Raw genomic sequence first — 14481 nt, 5'->3', positions numbered from 1 at the left:
GGCGTCCGCCACCTGCACGCCAGGCGCATGCGCCTGGAGGTCCGCCTCGACGACTCCGCGTGGCACTCGGTGCGGCTGCGCACGCTGCTCATCGGCAACTGCGGCCGGCTGCCCGGCGGGATCACCCTGCTCCCGGACGCCGTGCTCGACGACGGCTGGCTCGACGTCGGCGCGATCGACACGCGAGGCGGGCTGGTCGGCTGGACCCAGCTCTTCGGGGAGGTCGTCATGCAGCGCTTCGGCTTCCGCACCGAGCTGCCGAACCGGATCGGCCGGATCGACCACTCCCGGGCCAGGCGCGTCCTGGTCCGGACCAGGACCGCCCAGCAGGTGCAGGTCGACGGCGACCTCATCGCCGCCGCGTACGAGCTCGAGGCGCGGGTGGACCGGCTCGCGCTGACGGTCAAGGTCGACTGAGGCCGCGACGCCGGAGCAGCAGGACCGACCCCTGCTAGCGGCCGCCGTCGCGCAGCGACTGCACCCACTCCCGGGCGGCGAGGAAGTCCTCGTCGGCCGTCCCGATCCGCACATCGCCGAACGGGGCGTCCACGCGCGGGTACGAGCCGAGGAAGCGCACGTGCGGGCAGACGCGGTGCAGCCCCATGAGGGCCTCGGCCATCCGCTCCTCCGCGAGGTGCCCCTCGGCGTCGATCGAGAAGGAGTAGCGGCCGAGCGAGTCCCCGATCGGGCGGGACTCGATCCGCGAGAGGTTCACCCCGCGCACGGAGAACTGCTCGAGCATCTCCAGCAGGGCACCGGCCTGGTTGCTCGGCAGGTGCACGACGAGCGTCGTCTTGTCCGCCCCGGTCGGCTCCGGAATCTGACCGGGCCGTCCGATCACGACGAAGCGGGTGATCGCGTTCTCGTTGTCCGAGACCCCGGTGGCCACCCGCTCGAGGCCGTAGGTCTCGACGGCGGGCGGGGGGACCACCGCGGCGTCGAACCCCAGCTCCTGGCTCGACCCTGCGAGCAGGGCAGCAGGGGCGGTGTTCGAGGTCGCCGGGACGTGCACGACGCCCGGGAGGTGCGCGGCGAGCCAGTGCCGGCACTGCGCCCAGGCGTGCGGATGGGCGGAGATCCGCCGCACGTCGGCGAGCGTCGTTCCCGGCCGGGCAGCGAGGTCGAAGGTGACCGGGACGAGCATCTCGCGCAGCAGCACGAGGGGGGCGCCGACCGCGAGCGAGTCGAGCACGGCGCTGACCCCGCCCTCGACGGAGTTCTCGATCGCGACGACGGCGAAGTCGGCCTCACCCGAGCGGACGGCGGCGATCGCCGCGAGGACGTCGACCTGCGGCAGGTACTCCGCCTCGTCCGGCCCCGCCACCTGGCGCAGGGCCGCCTCGGTGAACGTCCCTGCCGGGCCGAGATAGGCGTAACGCGCGCGCATCCGTCCTCCGCTCGGCGTCGTGGGGGCCACCGGTGTCGGCGACCGGCGCTCAGCCTAGTGCGTCGACCTCCGCGGGATCGGTGACCTCGGGCGACGGCTCGTCCTCCCGGTCGGCGCGCAACGCCAGCAGGCCGACGAGCGGGACCGCTGCGGCGAGCAGGACGGTGGCGATCCGGGTGCCGTAGTCGTTCGCGAGGGAACCGCCGACAGCGGCCACCAGCAGGCCGACCAGCAGGGGGCGGACCATCGGCCAGCTCTCCTCCACCCGCACGTACCAGCGCGGGCGCCAGCGGCTCCCGGGCCACACCAGCCCGATCACCAGGACGAGCAGGGCGAGCGTCAGCCATGCGGTGGGACCGCTGGACAGGCTCGACGCGGCGTACCCCGCCTTGCGCAGCACCGTCTCGCCGGCCGTGCCGTCCAGGGCCGACTGGACGAACCGGCCCAGGTGCGAGCGGTCCGTCGCGGGACGCAGCCAGTCCAGGTAGCCGATCACGCCGACGGCCACGACACCGAGCAGGGTGATGAGACCCAGCCGTCGCCAGGTCACCCGGGCCCCGGCCACCGCGAGGACGACGACGGCGGCCGCGGGGAGCAGCACGAGCCCACCGCCGACATCCGCTCCGAGGGTCGGCAGGAGGTCGACGGCGAGCGCGACGAGCGCCACCCCGCCGGCCACCACGACGGCGAGGACGCGCCGGCCCCGGGCGGCCAGGGCGGCCCCGAGGCAGGCAGCGGCCACGAGCGCGGCGACGACGTAGATCGAGTACGTCGGGTTGCCGAAGCCGTAGTAGCGCCCGCCGAGGGTCGGGGCCGGGCCGAGCGGGCTCCCGCGGTGCAGGGGCGTGCCGAGCACCGCGTCGACCGTGAGGACGAGGAAGGTGATCGTGCTGATCACGGCGGGGGCCGCCCACACCGGTTGCCGGGGAGCGAGCGCTGCCACCCCCGCCACGAGCGCCGTCGACGCGGCGAGGGCGAGCCAGAGCATCGTCGTCGGCGAGTCTGCTCGCCACCAGGACCACGTGGTCATGAGGTAGAGCCCGGCGGGGAGGGAGGCCAGGACGAGGAAGCCGGCGTCGACCAGGCGGCGCAGCCCTCGCGCGGCCCGCGGGCGGCCGGCGGCCAGTCGTGGGAGCCCGGCCACCGCGCCGAGCAGCGCCAGCGCGATCAGCAGCGGGATCGTCGTCACGGTGCCCGACTGGCCCCGCAGCGCCTGGTCCCGCACCGAGAGGTCCACGAGCTGGTCGACGGCGACCGCGACATCGGCGGACCGCGTCCCGGCGATGGTCAGCGGGGAGCCGGAGTACTCGACGGGGTTCGGGGCGCCGACGGCGGCGAGCACCGTCGTGGGGACGTCGAGCAGCCGGACCACACCCTGCCAGCGGGTCGACGGCGTGGACAGGAAGTGAGCTCCCTCGTCGCCCATGATCTGGGCGGCGCCCACACCGAGGGACACCGGGCCCTGTGCCGGGTTCCCGACGTCGACGAGAAGCACCGTCGCCCCGGCCGGCGCCCGGGAGAGGACCCTGCGCAGGTCGGCGTCGACCTCGGCGAGCAGTGCGGTGCGCTCCGTGCCGTCGGTCGTCGCCGCGGGGGCGAGCGGATCCGCGTCGGGGTCGGGGTTCGCGGTCGGCGCGAGGTAGGGCACGGCCCCGAGGTCCACGACGGTGACCGGGCAGTCGAAGGCCTGCGTCGGGTCGGCGAGCGCGTCGTCGAGGGAGACGTACCGGGCGACGTGACCCTCCGGGTCGGCCAGGGCGAGAGCAGCTCCGGGCCCCACGGCCGTCGCGCAGACGCCGGCGCCGTCGAGGCTCTCGGCCAGCACGCCGAGGCGCGGGTCGAACTCCGATCGTGACTGCTCCTGCGCCAAGGTCGACCACCCGTCGACGCTCGCACCTGCCGTGGCCTCGGGCACGACGGACCAAGGAAGGCAGCGCCACTCCTCGTCGACGACCCCGCGCGTGATCGGTGCCCGTCCTGTGGAGATCGAGAGCCAGCCCCCGGAGAGGCACCGGCCGTTGACCCCTGTGACGCCGGGCGCGACGCCGGCCACTGCCGCACCGTCGCGCACCATGCTCCACAGGGTCGGGGTGGCGACGGGGTCGACGTCCTGCCAGCGCACCCCCGAGGTACCGACGACGACGACGGGTGCACCGTGCGGCGCGACCGCCGTGCCGGTCCCGTCGGTCACGTCGCCCGCCGCAGCGGCCGGCAGGGGGACGAGGCCGACCCCGAGGAGCAGGACGGCGAGCAGACCGCCCCCCGCGGCCAGCAGCACGGCCGGCATCCGGCGCACGGGGGTGCCGCCGGGCGCCTGGCCCTGGTCCGGGGCTGCGGCGCCGCCGGGGGCCGGGTCTCCCGAGTCCGCGTCCCCCGAGTCCACCGCCCCCGAGTCCGGGTCGCCCGAGTCCGCGTGGGCGAGCCCCGAGACCGTGAGCAGAGCCGCCCCGAGCCCCAGCACGACGACGGCCACCGCGATCCCCGAGTCGTTGAGCAGGGTGCCGAGGGTCGCGACGACCACGATCGCACCGACGACAGGGCGCAGCAGCGGCCAGCTCTCGTAGGCGGCACGCACCCGCGCCGGCCGGTAGCGGGCGGGACCGACGAGCAGCACCCCGAGAGCCAGGCAGACGAGGGTGGCGATCGCCCCGGCGGGGTTGGCGACCGTCGCGAAGGCGCTCGCCGCCTTCCCGGCGATCGTCGCCCAGCCCTGACCGTCCACCACCCGCTCGACGAACAGGCCGAGATGCGAGGCGGGCCAGGGGCCGAGCCAGTCGACGACGCCCACGACGGCGGTCGCCACCGCGCCGAGCACGGCGGCCGCCAGGACCCGCTGCGGGGTCAGCCGCATCCCGGCGACGCCGAGGGCGAGCACCACCACGGCGGGCACGAGCGCGAGGATCCCGCCGACGTCCGCGCCGAAACCCGGCCAACCGTCGACGACGACGGTGAGCAGCCCGACCCCGAGCACGGCGGCGACGGCGGCCCTCGGTCGCCCCGAGCGCCGGGCGGCCGCAGCCAGGTGCCCCGCGAGGACCAGGGCCGTGACCGCGTAGACCGAGAAGGTGAGGTTGCCGAAGCCGTAGAACCGGGCGCCGAAGGTGGGCGTCGACCCGAGGATCGAGCCCTGCTGGAGGACGGTTCCCGTCAGCCCGTCGACGGTGAGCAGGAGCCAGGTCAGGCCCGCGCTGGCGCCCGCGAGCCGCCACGGCCCGGCGCGGAGCAGCCGCGAGAGACCCCAGGCGAGCAGCGCGAGCAGGACGGTCGCGACCGCGGCCGACACGGCGGCACCGACCATCGGCGCCGGGGTCACCCACCACCGGGAGAGCGCAGCGAGGAACGCACCGCCCGGCGCGGCGGCGGCGAGCAGGAGCACGGCGGTGACCGGGCGCCGGGTCGCGGGGCTCGGGCCGGCGGCGGACCGGCGACGGGCGAGCGCGAGCGCGAGCCCCGCACCGAGCCCAGCCAGGGCGACGACGGCGACGAAGACCGGCATGACGTGGGTGACCGTCGTGGTCATCTCCGTGAGGTAGCGCCGGTTCTCCACGGTGCGCTCGGTGCTCATCCGACGGTCGGCGGCGACGGAGAGCGCTGCGCCGTCGAAGTCGGTGAGGTCGCCGCCGATGCTGTCGACGGCGGTCGCGGCGAGGTCGGCGAGCGTGACGATCCCGGCCCGCCGGGTCGAGTCCGAGGTGAGCCACCCGACGCTCGAGGTGCGCTCCCAGTCGACGACGAAGGGGAGCCCCTCGTCGACCGCGAGGCTGTCGGAGACCCCGGCGACGATCACCCGCCGATCCTCGGGGAGCTCGTCGAGGAGCCGGCCGAGGCGGACGTCCAGGCGCACGAGCGCGTCCTGACGCGCAGCGCGGTCCTCGTCGAGCACCCCGGCGTCGACCAGGACGACGCGGCACTGCGCGAGCGTCGAGGCGTCGAGTCCCTCCATGGAGGGCAGGTACCTCTCGACGCGACCGGTCGAGTCGGCGAGGGCGAGCGCCGCCCCCGGCCCGACAGCCGTCGAGCAGGCGCCCTGCTCGGCGATCCGCGCGGCGACCGTGCCGGGCACCCCGGCGGAGTCCGCTGCCGGGTCGCCCTCGGCCTCGCCGTCCTCGGCGACGACGGGTGGGGCGATGACCGTCGACCACTCCTCGACGACGGAGTCGGAGGGCTCGCCCTCGACCGCGTCGAGGCTCGTGACGGCGGGCAGCGACGCGCAGTCGTCGGTGAGGTCCTCAGGTTCGCCGGTGCTCTCCCCCTCGATGCCCTGCCCGTCGAGACCGGTGCTCTGCTCCTCCGGTGGAGCCCAGCGGCGCCCGGCGGAGAGCGTCCCCCAGGCATCGAGCGGACAGGTGCGCGGTCCGCTCGTGCGTACCGAGATGGAACCGACCGACCCCGTGGTGACCATCCGCCACAGGGTGGGGGTGGTCGAGCGGTCGACATCCGTCCAGTGCAGCCCGCCCACGCCGATGAGCACGACACCGTCCGAGGAGGGCGGGGCGGTGGTGGCGGCTGCCGGGGTGGCGAGGCCGAGAACCACGGCGAGCGCCACGGCCACGGCGGCCACGGCGCTCAGCAGTCGCGGTCGACGAGCTGTGTCGTGTGTGCCGCGCAGGCTCAGGGACGGGGGCGCAGACACCCCCACAGCCTACGTGGCGCGGCTGGTCCGCCGACGGGGTCCCGACTTCGTGACCATCCGCCGCAGCCGGCGGGCGTTCACCGCCAGCAGCACGTCGCGGTACTGGCCCGCGCGGTGCAGCTGGCCGGCGAGGTCCGTGCCCGAGGCACGGTGGCGCAGGTCGCAGGGGACCTCGAGCGCGACGAAGCCCTTGGAGACGAGGTCGATGCTCAGGCCGGTCTCGACTCCCCAGCCGTGCGCCAGCGGGGTCGCCGCCTCGAAGGCCTCGCGGGTCAGGCACCGGATCCCGGACAGGGGCTGGCTCGGCAGCCAGCCGGTCATCGCATGGATGGACCGGCGCGCCAGCCCCACGACCATCCCCCGCCCGCCGGCCCCGGTCTGGGGCGGGAGGAGGGCGATCGCCATGTCGGCGATGCCGTCCAGGACCGGCGGGATCAACGGAGCCGCGTGCACGGCCGACTCCCCGAGGTCACCGTCGAGGAAGAGCAGCAGGCGCGGCGGGGCGTCCTCGACGTCCCGCATGGCCACGACGGCTGCGCCGGTCTCCATCGCGGAGGCCTTGCCGCGGTTGTGCGAGTGCCGCACGACCACGGCCCCGGCATCGCGGGCCACGTGCTGGGTCGCGTCCTCCGAACCGTCGTCGACGACGAGCACGAGGTCGACGTGCGGGATGGCCCGGGCGGACCGGACGGTCGCCGCGATGCGCGCTGACTCGTCCTTCGCAGGAATGACGACCGCGACCCGTTGGGTCGGGGTCTGCGAGGGTCCCGGGCTTGCCACGCCTCAACCCTATCCGCGGTTCGCGCGAGCGCCAGACATGGGCCACGTTCTGGTCAAAGCCGGGTCATCACCGAGCCACGGCCCCGGTGCGGGCCGGGATCGGCGGCGGTCAGCGCAGCGTGAGCTGGCGGGCCACCAGCCCGGCCCGGGCGCGCCGTTCGTCGGCGTTCAGCGGGGCGTCCACGGCGAAGGCGGCGTCGAGCCGTGCCGAGAGCTCCGCGACGGGCTCCTCGATCTCCTCCGCCTCGGTGCCGGGCGCGAGGTCCCACACCGGGACGAGGATCCCGCAGGAGCGGAAGGCGCCGATGAACTTCCCGAGCCTGCCACCCTCGCCCAGGCCGGAGGTGCGCACGGCGTGCAGCCGGGCCAACCCGTCGACGAAGAGCTGCTCGTCCTGCGGGACGGCCCAGCGCAGGTACTCGCGCTCGCCCATGCGCGCCCAGTAGGCGCCCTCGACCGAGGTGAGTCGACGCGTCGGGACGACGCTCTCGTTCATCCGCTCGAGCGAGCCGGCGGCCTCGGGGTCGAGCTCGACACCCTCGGCCGTCCAGAAGTCGAACCCCTCGTGGACGGTCACGACGAAGGGCACCGAGAGGTCGAGGACGTCCTGGAGTCGCGGTCCGGGTCCCGGACGGCCGTCGGCCACCACCGGCGTGCCGACCGGCGCGTCGATCGCGCGCAGCAGCGCAGCAGCGAGGTCACGCGAGGCGTCCCCCGATCCACCCTGCTGCTGCAGGCCCAGCATGAGCACACCGTCACCGCGGTGCAGCGCCGCCCACGACATCGGCAGCACGGTGGCCACCACGACCTCGCGTGCGCCGTACTCGGCTGTGGTCCTGGCCGTCGCGGTCGCGGCCGGCACGACCTCACGCATGGCGACCCAGTCCGGCTCGCCGGGGATGCCCTCGAAGGGACGCAGCACGAAGTCAACGGAGCGGCTCATGGCAGCGGAGCCTACCGAGGTCCTGCCCGGGACCCGGAACGGCAGCGGCCCGGCCGCGCTCGGCACGGGGGCGCGCGGCACGGCCGAGCGCACCGGTACCGAGCGGCACCGTCCGCGCCGCGAGACCGCTCGGTCCCGATGGATGCGCCGCGCCCGTCCCGGTGCGAGGATCGAGCCATGCACGAGCGCGCAGGGACCACCGCCCTCCCCGAGGACCTCATCGACGTCGATGCCGTGATCGGGGCCTACTACGACCGTTCCCCGGACCCGGAGGACCCCGACCAGCAGGTCGCCTTCGGCACCTCGGGTCACCGCGGGTCGAGCCTCGACACAGCCTTCAACGAGGCCCACATCATCGCGATCACCGCGGCGATCGTGGAGTACCGCCGCAACCAGGGGACCGACGGGCCGCTGTTCCTCGGCCGGGACACCCATGCCCTGTCGCTCCCGGCCTGGAAGACGGCGCTCGAGGTGCTCGCCGCGGCCGGCGTCGAGGTGCACGTCGACGCGCGGGACGGCTACACCCCGACCCCGGCGGTCTCGCACGCGATCCTGCTGCACAACGGTGCGGGCACCTCCGAGGGGGTGCGCACCAGCGGTGGCGCGGGCAGCGGACTGGCCGACGGCATCGTCGTGACGCCCTCGCACAACCCCCCGCGCGACGGCGGCTTCAAGTACAACCCTCCGCACGGCGGCCCGGCCGGGTCGGACGCGACGGGCTGGATCGCCGACCGCGCGAACGACCTGCTGCGCTCGGGCGTCGGCACGGTGCGCCGCGTCGCCCTGGAGACCGCGTTGTCCGCGGACACCACGCGCAAGCACGACTTCATGTCGGCCTACGTCGCGGACCTGCCGAACGTCGTGGACCTCGACCTCATCCGCGCCAGCGGCGTGCGGATCGGGGCCGACCCCCTGGGCGGGGCCTCGGTCGACTACTGGGGCGAGATCGCCGAGCGGCACGGGCTCGACCTCACGGTGGTCAACCCCACGGTGGACCCGCGCTGGGCGTTCATGACGCTCGACTGGGACGGCAAGATCCGGATGGACTGCTCCTCGCCCTCGGCGATGGCGTCCCTCGTCACCGCGATGACCGGCGCGGGCGGCGCGAGCCCCTACGACCTGGCCACCGGGAACGACGCCGACGCCGACCGGCACGGCATCGTCACGCCCGACGCGGGCCTGATGAACCCGAACCACTACCTGGCGACGGCGATCTCCTACCTGTACGGCGGCGCCCGCCCGAACTGGCCGGCCACCGCCGCGATCGGCAAGACCCTGGTCTCCTCCGCGCTGATCGACAAGGTCGCGGCCGGTCTCGGGCGGCCCCTGCTCGAGGTCCCGGTCGGCTTCAAGTGGTTCGTGCCGGGCCTGCTCGACGGCTCGGTCGGCTTCGGCGGCGAGGAGTCGGCAGGGGCGTCCTTCCTGCGCACCGACGGCACGGTGTGGACGACCGACAAGGACGGCCTGCTTCTGGCCCTGCTGGCCGCCGAGATCACCGCCCGCACCGGCTCCTCCCCCTCGCAGCTGCACGCCCAGCTCGTCGAGCGGCACGGGGAGTCCTGGTACGCCCGCGTCGACGCACCGGCCACCCGCGAGCAGAAGAAGGCCCTCGGCTCCCTGCGACCCGAGCAGGTCACCGCCACGACCCTGGCCGGCGAGCCGATCACGGGTCGCCTCGTCGAGGCGCCGGGCAACGGCGCGGCGATCGGCGGTCTCAAGGTCACCACCGAGCACGCCTGGTTCGCGGCCCGCCCGTCGGGCACCGAGGACGTCTACAAGGTCTACGCGGAGTCGTTCGTCTCGGCCGACCATCTCGCGGAGGTCCAGCAGGCCGCCCGTGCGCTGGTCACCGAGACCCTGGGCGGCTGAGGCCCGCACGGGACAGCACCAGCGGTGACCGGGACCGGCCACCGCTGACCCGCACGTCACGACCCGTCCGAGGCGCGACCGTCCGTCCTGCGCGTCGGCACCTCCTGCGAGGATGACCCCATGCTCCAGCCGTACCGCGAGGTCCTGGCGCGCCCCGGTGCGCTGGCGTTCTCCGCTGCGGGCGTCCTCGCCCGTCTGCCCATCTCGATGGTCGGCATCGGCATCGTCCTTGCCGTCTCGAGCCTCTACGGCTCCTACGGCATGGCCGGGCGGATCTCCGCGGTGTACGTCGTCGTCCAGGCGGTGTGCGCACCGATCCTCGCCCGGCTCGTCGACCGGCACGGGCAGTCGCGCATCATGCGCCCCGCCATCCTCCTCACCGCCATCGGCCTGGCGGCCTTCGTCGCCGCCGCCGCCACCCAGGCCCACCGGGGCTGGCTCTACGCCCTCGCGGTCGTGATCGGGGCGAGCAGCGGCTCGATGGGCGCGCTCGTCCGGGCGCGCTGGTCCTTCGTCGTCACGGACCACCGCGCCCTGCACACCGCGTACTCCCTGGAGTCGGCGCTCGACGAGCTCGTGTTCGTCATCGGCCCCGTGCTCGCCACGCTGTTGGCGACCTCCGTGACGCCGACGGCCGGTCTCCTCGTCCCGGCGTTCGCCGTCCTGCTCGGCGGGCTGGCCTTCCTCGCGCAGAAGGCGACCGAGCCGCCACCGTCCCCGCGGGTGGCGGGCGTCCCGCACCGCAGCGTGATGCGTTCGGGGTCGATGGTCGTCCTCGCCCTGGTGTTCATCGGGATGGGGGCCATCTTCGGCGCGACGGATGTCGCCGTCGTCGCGTTCGCCGAGGAGCAGGGCCGCAAGGGACTGGCAGGCGTGATCCTCGCGGTCTTCGCGCTCGGCTCCCTGCTCGCGGGACTCGCCTACGGCTCTCGCCACTTCGTCCGGCCGCTGTGGCAGCGCTTCGCGCTCGGCATGGTCGCCCTCGCCGTCGGGGTCTCCCTCTTCGAGCTCGTGGACAGCCTCGGCGCCCTGGCGGCGGTGATGTTCGTCACGGGCTTCTCCATCGCCCCCACGCTGATCAACGGCAACGGACTGGTCCAGGAGATCGTCCCGCGGACCCAGCTCACCGAGGGGCTGACCTGGGTGGGGACGTCCCTCGGCGTCGGCGTCTCGTTCGGGTCCTCGATCGCCGGCTCGCTCATCGACGTCCGCGGGTCCCACGGCGGATTCCTCGTCGTCCAGGTGGCGGCGGTGTTCTCGGTCGTCGCGACCCTGCTCTCCCTTCGACGGCTGCGCGCCGACTCCCGCCGTGCGGCCGCCCGTCGGGTCTCGACCGTGGCCTGAGTCGGGTCACGCCGCTACCGCGCGCACCTCGTGAGCCGCGACCGTACCGCCACCCCTGGCCCCTCCGGCCGCCCGGTGCTCTGATGGACGGGAGGGCCGCCGTCGGCGGCCACGGAGGAGGCGATCATGATCCGCAACGAGCCCTGGCCCGAAGGGACCCCTGCCTGGGTGGACCTCAACGTCCCCGACCACCTCGCCGCCCACGCCTTCTACGCCGGGCTGTTCGGCTGGGAGTTCCTGCCACCCGCCGGCCCGGAGATGGGCTTCTACTCGATGTCCCACCGTGGCGGGAAGATGATCGCCGGAGTGGCCCAGAGCGAGGAACCCGCCGCCTGGACGACCTACCTGGCCACCGACGACATCGAGGCGACCCTGGCGAAGGCAGCGGAGGCGGGGGGCCAGGTGCTCGTCGGGCCCGAGACCATCGAGCCCTTCGGCCGGTTCGCCGCCGTGCTGGACCCGGTCGGAGCCGTCTTCGGCCTGTGGCAGGCGAAGGAGCACATCGGGTCGAACGTGGTGAACGAGCCGGGAGCCGTCATCTGGAACGAGAGCTACGGGCTCGACCTCGAGGCGGCGAAGGCCTTCTACGGTCACGTGTTCGACTACGAGTTCGGCGAGATGTCGCAGCCGGGCTTCGAGTTCGTGACCATCGCGCCGCCGGGGGGTGAGCCGGTCGGCGGGCTGGGCGGCCCCGGCAGCAAGCCCGAGGGTACCGAGCCCGCGTGGTTCGTGTACTTCGCGACGGAGGACACCGAGAAGGCGGTGGAACGGGTCGTGGAGCTGGGCGGGTCCGTGCTCTCCGACCCCAGGCCGAGCCCCTTCGGCACGATGGCGACCGTCGCCGGGCCGTCCGGTGAGGTGTTCGTCCTCATGTCGACCGCCGAACCCGTGAGCCAGGTCACGGACTGACCGGTCCGGTCGCGGTGGGGCTGCGCCGGTTCAGGCGGCGCCCGACCGCAGCCCGAGCCGGTCCAGCAGGGCGATCGAGGCACGTGACTGGTTGAAGGTGTACAGGTGCAGCCCGGGAGCCCCGGCCTCGAGCACCTCGGACACCAGCTCCGCGCCGAGCTCCAGGCCCGCGGCCCGGCGGCGCTGCTCGTCCGTCTCCGAGTCGAGGCGGTCGAGCAGGGCCCCGGGTACCGGGACACCGCTGATCTCCTGGAGGCGTCGGAGCCGAGCCGGGTCCTCCAGCGGGACGATCCCCGGGATGATCGGCAGGTCGACCCCTGCCGCTCGCGCCGCCGCGACGTAGCGGCGGTAGGAGTCGGCCTCGAAGAAGACCTGGGTGATCGCGTACTGGGCGCCGGCGTCCTGCTTGGCGCGGAGGGCGAGCAGGTCACCGCACAGCGGGGCGTCCGGCTCGGGCACCGCCGGCAGGCAGGACGGCGTCGCCGCCACGCCGATCGCGACGGCGGGATCGATCTCGCGCAGGAAGGCGACGAGCTCGCTCGCCCGCGAGAGCCCGTCGACGGGAGGGACCCACGGCTCGGCCCCCGCCGGCGGGTCGCCGCGCAGCGCGAGGACGTCGCGCACCCCGTCCGCCAGGAAGCCCTCGGCGATCGTCCGCAGCTCGGAGCGCTCGGACGCGATGCAGGTGAGGTGGGCCACGGGGCGCACCTGCGTGTGCTCCAGCACGTGGCGGACGACGGCGCGGGAGGTGTCCCGTGAGGAGCCGGACGCCCCGTAGGTCACCGAGATGAAGTCGGGCGCCGCCTCGGCGAGACGGGCGATCGCGGCCCACAACGAGGCCTCCCCTGCCGCGCTCCTGGGCGGGAAGAGCTCGAAGGAGACCGTCGGGCCCTGCTCGGGTGCCGCAGCGAGGCGCGCAGGGATCGGCGCCGGGCTGCTGTCCGCGATCATGGTTCTCCGTCGTCCTCGGGTGGGCTGGGGCCGGTGTGCACCGGCGGGGCAGCGGGCCCCTGCCGGCCTGTCGAGCAGTGCCGGCAACGGTCACTGTAGGGCGGTCGGGCGACCGGCCCCAAGTCCTACCGTCTCGTCGGCTGAGACCGGGCGTCTCGTCTGACGGCTGTGAGCGGTCGATCCGCGGCGCGGGAGGACGAGCGCCGTCGACCCGGCACACAGGAACTTCCCAGAGTCAGCACGTACTCTGGAGCGGCTCGCTCCCGCGGGCAGCCCGCGTCGGCGCTTCGTCGCGACCCGGGATCCCCGATCGTGAAGGAACGACGCCGTGCGCCGACCGGCCACCGCCCTCATCTCCGTCGCCCTGGCAGCGACCCTCCTCGCGGGCTGCTCGAGCGGCTCGGACGCCGACGCGAGCCCGACAACGGACACGAGCACGGAGGACACGACGAGCACGAGCAACCCCGACGACCTGGCCGCGCTGGAGTCGGTCACCGTCGAGGGTGCGCTCGACGCCACGCCGACCCTCACCTTCGACCAGCCGTTCTCCATCACCGCTGCCGCAGCCGTCGTCGAGTCCGAGGGCGAGGGCGAGGAGATCACCTCGACGAGCCTCGTCATGATCGACTATGTCGCGGTGGACGGCGACGACGGCACCGTCCTCGGCTCGACCTGGGACGACGGCGGCGCGAACGTGCTGAGCATGTCGGACACGGGGATCATCCCGGCCCTCATCGAGGCCCTTGTCGGCCACAACGTCGGCACCCGCATCGTCTTCGGGGTCCCGGGCACCGCGGCCGTCGAGGCGACCGACGCGACAGAGGCGATCGAGGCGACCCCTGCCACCGTCATGGCGATCGTCGCGACCTCGCTCGTCGCCAACCGCGCCGAGGGTGAGGCCGTCGAGCCGGCCGCCGGGCTGCCGCTCGTCACGCTCGCCGAGGACGGCACGCCGTCCATCGAGGTGCCCGAGGGCACCGAGGAGCCGACGGAGCTCGTCACGCAGGTGCTGATCAAGGGCGCAGGCGCCGAGATCGAGGCCGGTCAGACGGTCACCTTCCAGTACAGCGGCTGGCTGTTCGACGGCACCGTGTTCGACTCCTCCTGGGCGAACGGCGCTCCGTTCGAGACCCAGATCGGCACCGGCCAGGTCATCACCGGGTGGGACGAGGGCCTCGTCGGCCAGACCGTCGGCAGCCAGGTGCTGCTGGTCATCCCCTCCGAGCTCGGCTACGGCGAGTCCGGGAGCGGGGACACGATCCCGCCGAACTCGACCCTGATCTTCGTCGTGGACATCCTCGCGGCGAGCTGATCGCAGCAACGACGAGAGGGGCGGGCACGTGCCCGCCCCTCTCGTCTCGTTCGCGGCCGTGATCGCGTGATCCGGGCCGCGCCTCACCTCACGGCGCACAGGCCGCCAGGGCGGAGCCGTCGGCGGTGGTGACTGTGGCGGACGTCCCGACCGCGACCTCCGTCCGGTGCTGGGTCACCTGACGCGTCGGGGGCGAGTCCACCGCGGCACCGTCGGTGATCGAGACGCCGATCCCGCCGGGCCCTGTCACGGTCGCGAGCGCGACATCGGCGATCGTCACGGGGGGCAGCAGGGTCCGGGCCACCGCGGGCACGCCGCGCGGCTCACCGTGGACCGACAGCAGGAGGGGCGGG

General features: G+C 74.3%; 11 protein-coding genes. 5 read left to right on the top strand and 6 right to left on the bottom strand.

The window, feature by feature from the left end:
• Window positions 1–417 (top strand): diacylglycerol kinase family protein (locus tag ABWK99_RS06105; protein WP_372593813.1); only part of this gene is annotated, 417 nt, incomplete at its 5' end.
• 34 nt (window positions 418–451) lie between these two features.
• On the opposite strand, the gene pheA is transcribed toward ABWK99_RS06105, so the two are convergent.
• The 4 genes from pheA to ABWK99_RS06085 form a co-directional block, all read right to left on the bottom strand.
• Window positions 452–1387 carry a prephenate dehydratase gene (gene pheA, locus ABWK99_RS06100; RefSeq protein WP_372593812.1) on the bottom strand — a complete coding sequence of 312 codons (936 nt, stop codon included), beginning with the start codon at window positions 1385–1387 and terminating at the stop codon, window positions 452–454.
• Between the two features lie 49 nt (window positions 1388–1436).
• Window positions 1437–6020: a hypothetical protein gene (locus tag ABWK99_RS06095; RefSeq protein ID WP_372593811.1), complete on the bottom strand. Its 4584-nt coding sequence runs from the start codon at window positions 6018–6020 to the stop codon at window positions 1437–1439.
• A 9-nt stretch (window positions 6021–6029) separates the two neighbouring features.
• Window positions 6030–6800: a glycosyltransferase gene (locus ABWK99_RS06090; protein ID WP_372593810.1), complete on the bottom strand. Its 771-nt coding sequence runs from the start codon at window positions 6798–6800 to the stop codon at window positions 6030–6032.
• 109 nt (window positions 6801–6909) lie between these two features.
• Window positions 6910–7743, bottom strand: a complete 834-nt coding sequence (locus tag ABWK99_RS06085) for a DUF5926 family protein (protein WP_372593809.1) — start codon at window positions 7741–7743, stop codon at window positions 6910–6912.
• Window positions 7744–7920: 177 nt separating this feature from the next.
• Here ABWK99_RS06085 and pgm point away from each other — a divergent pair, with 177 nt between their 5' ends.
• The 3 genes from pgm (at window position 7921) to ABWK99_RS06070 (ending at window position 11865) form a co-directional block, all read left to right on the top strand.
• A complete protein-coding gene (gene pgm / locus ABWK99_RS06080) occupies window positions 7921–9612 on the top strand; it encodes a phosphoglucomutase (alpha-D-glucose-1,6-bisphosphate-dependent) (protein ID WP_372593808.1) in 1692 nt (563 codons plus the stop codon).
• A 120-nt stretch (window positions 9613–9732) separates the two neighbouring features.
• The gene (locus tag ABWK99_RS06075; RefSeq protein WP_372593807.1) at window positions 9733–10956 is read left to right on the top strand and encodes an MFS transporter; all 1224 of its coding nucleotides are present in this window, start codon (window positions 9733–9735) and stop codon (window positions 10954–10956) included.
• A 126-nt stretch (window positions 10957–11082) separates the two neighbouring features.
• A complete protein-coding gene (locus ABWK99_RS06070; RefSeq protein WP_372593806.1) occupies window positions 11083–11865 on the top strand; it encodes a VOC family protein in 783 nt (260 codons plus the stop codon).
• Between the two features lie 30 nt (window positions 11866–11895).
• Here ABWK99_RS06070 and ABWK99_RS06065 read toward each other — a convergent pair whose 3' ends face one another.
• Complete coding sequence (locus ABWK99_RS06065) at window positions 11896–12816, bottom strand: methylenetetrahydrofolate reductase (protein ID WP_372593805.1); 921 nt, start codon at window positions 12814–12816, stop codon at window positions 11896–11898.
• A gap of 328 nt (window positions 12817–13144) precedes the next feature.
• On the opposite strand from ABWK99_RS06065, the gene ABWK99_RS06060 reads away from it, so the two are divergent.
• A complete protein-coding gene (locus ABWK99_RS06060) occupies window positions 13145–14128 on the top strand; it encodes an FKBP-type peptidyl-prolyl cis-trans isomerase (RefSeq protein ID WP_372593804.1) in 984 nt (327 codons plus the stop codon).
• 88 nt (window positions 14129–14216) lie between these two features.
• Here ABWK99_RS06060 and ABWK99_RS06055 read toward each other — a convergent pair.
• A partial coding sequence (locus ABWK99_RS06055) for a hypothetical protein (RefSeq protein ID WP_372593803.1) occupies window positions 14217–14481 on the bottom strand: 265 nt, incomplete at its 5' end.

This window comes from Actinotalea sp., from assembly GCF_041597215.1.
In the GTDB taxonomy this organism is placed as follows: domain Bacteria; phylum Actinomycetota; class Actinomycetes; order Actinomycetales; family Cellulomonadaceae; genus Actinotalea.
Note: the sequence above shows the minus strand (reverse complement) of the source record. Positions and strands in the feature narration are given on the sequence as shown.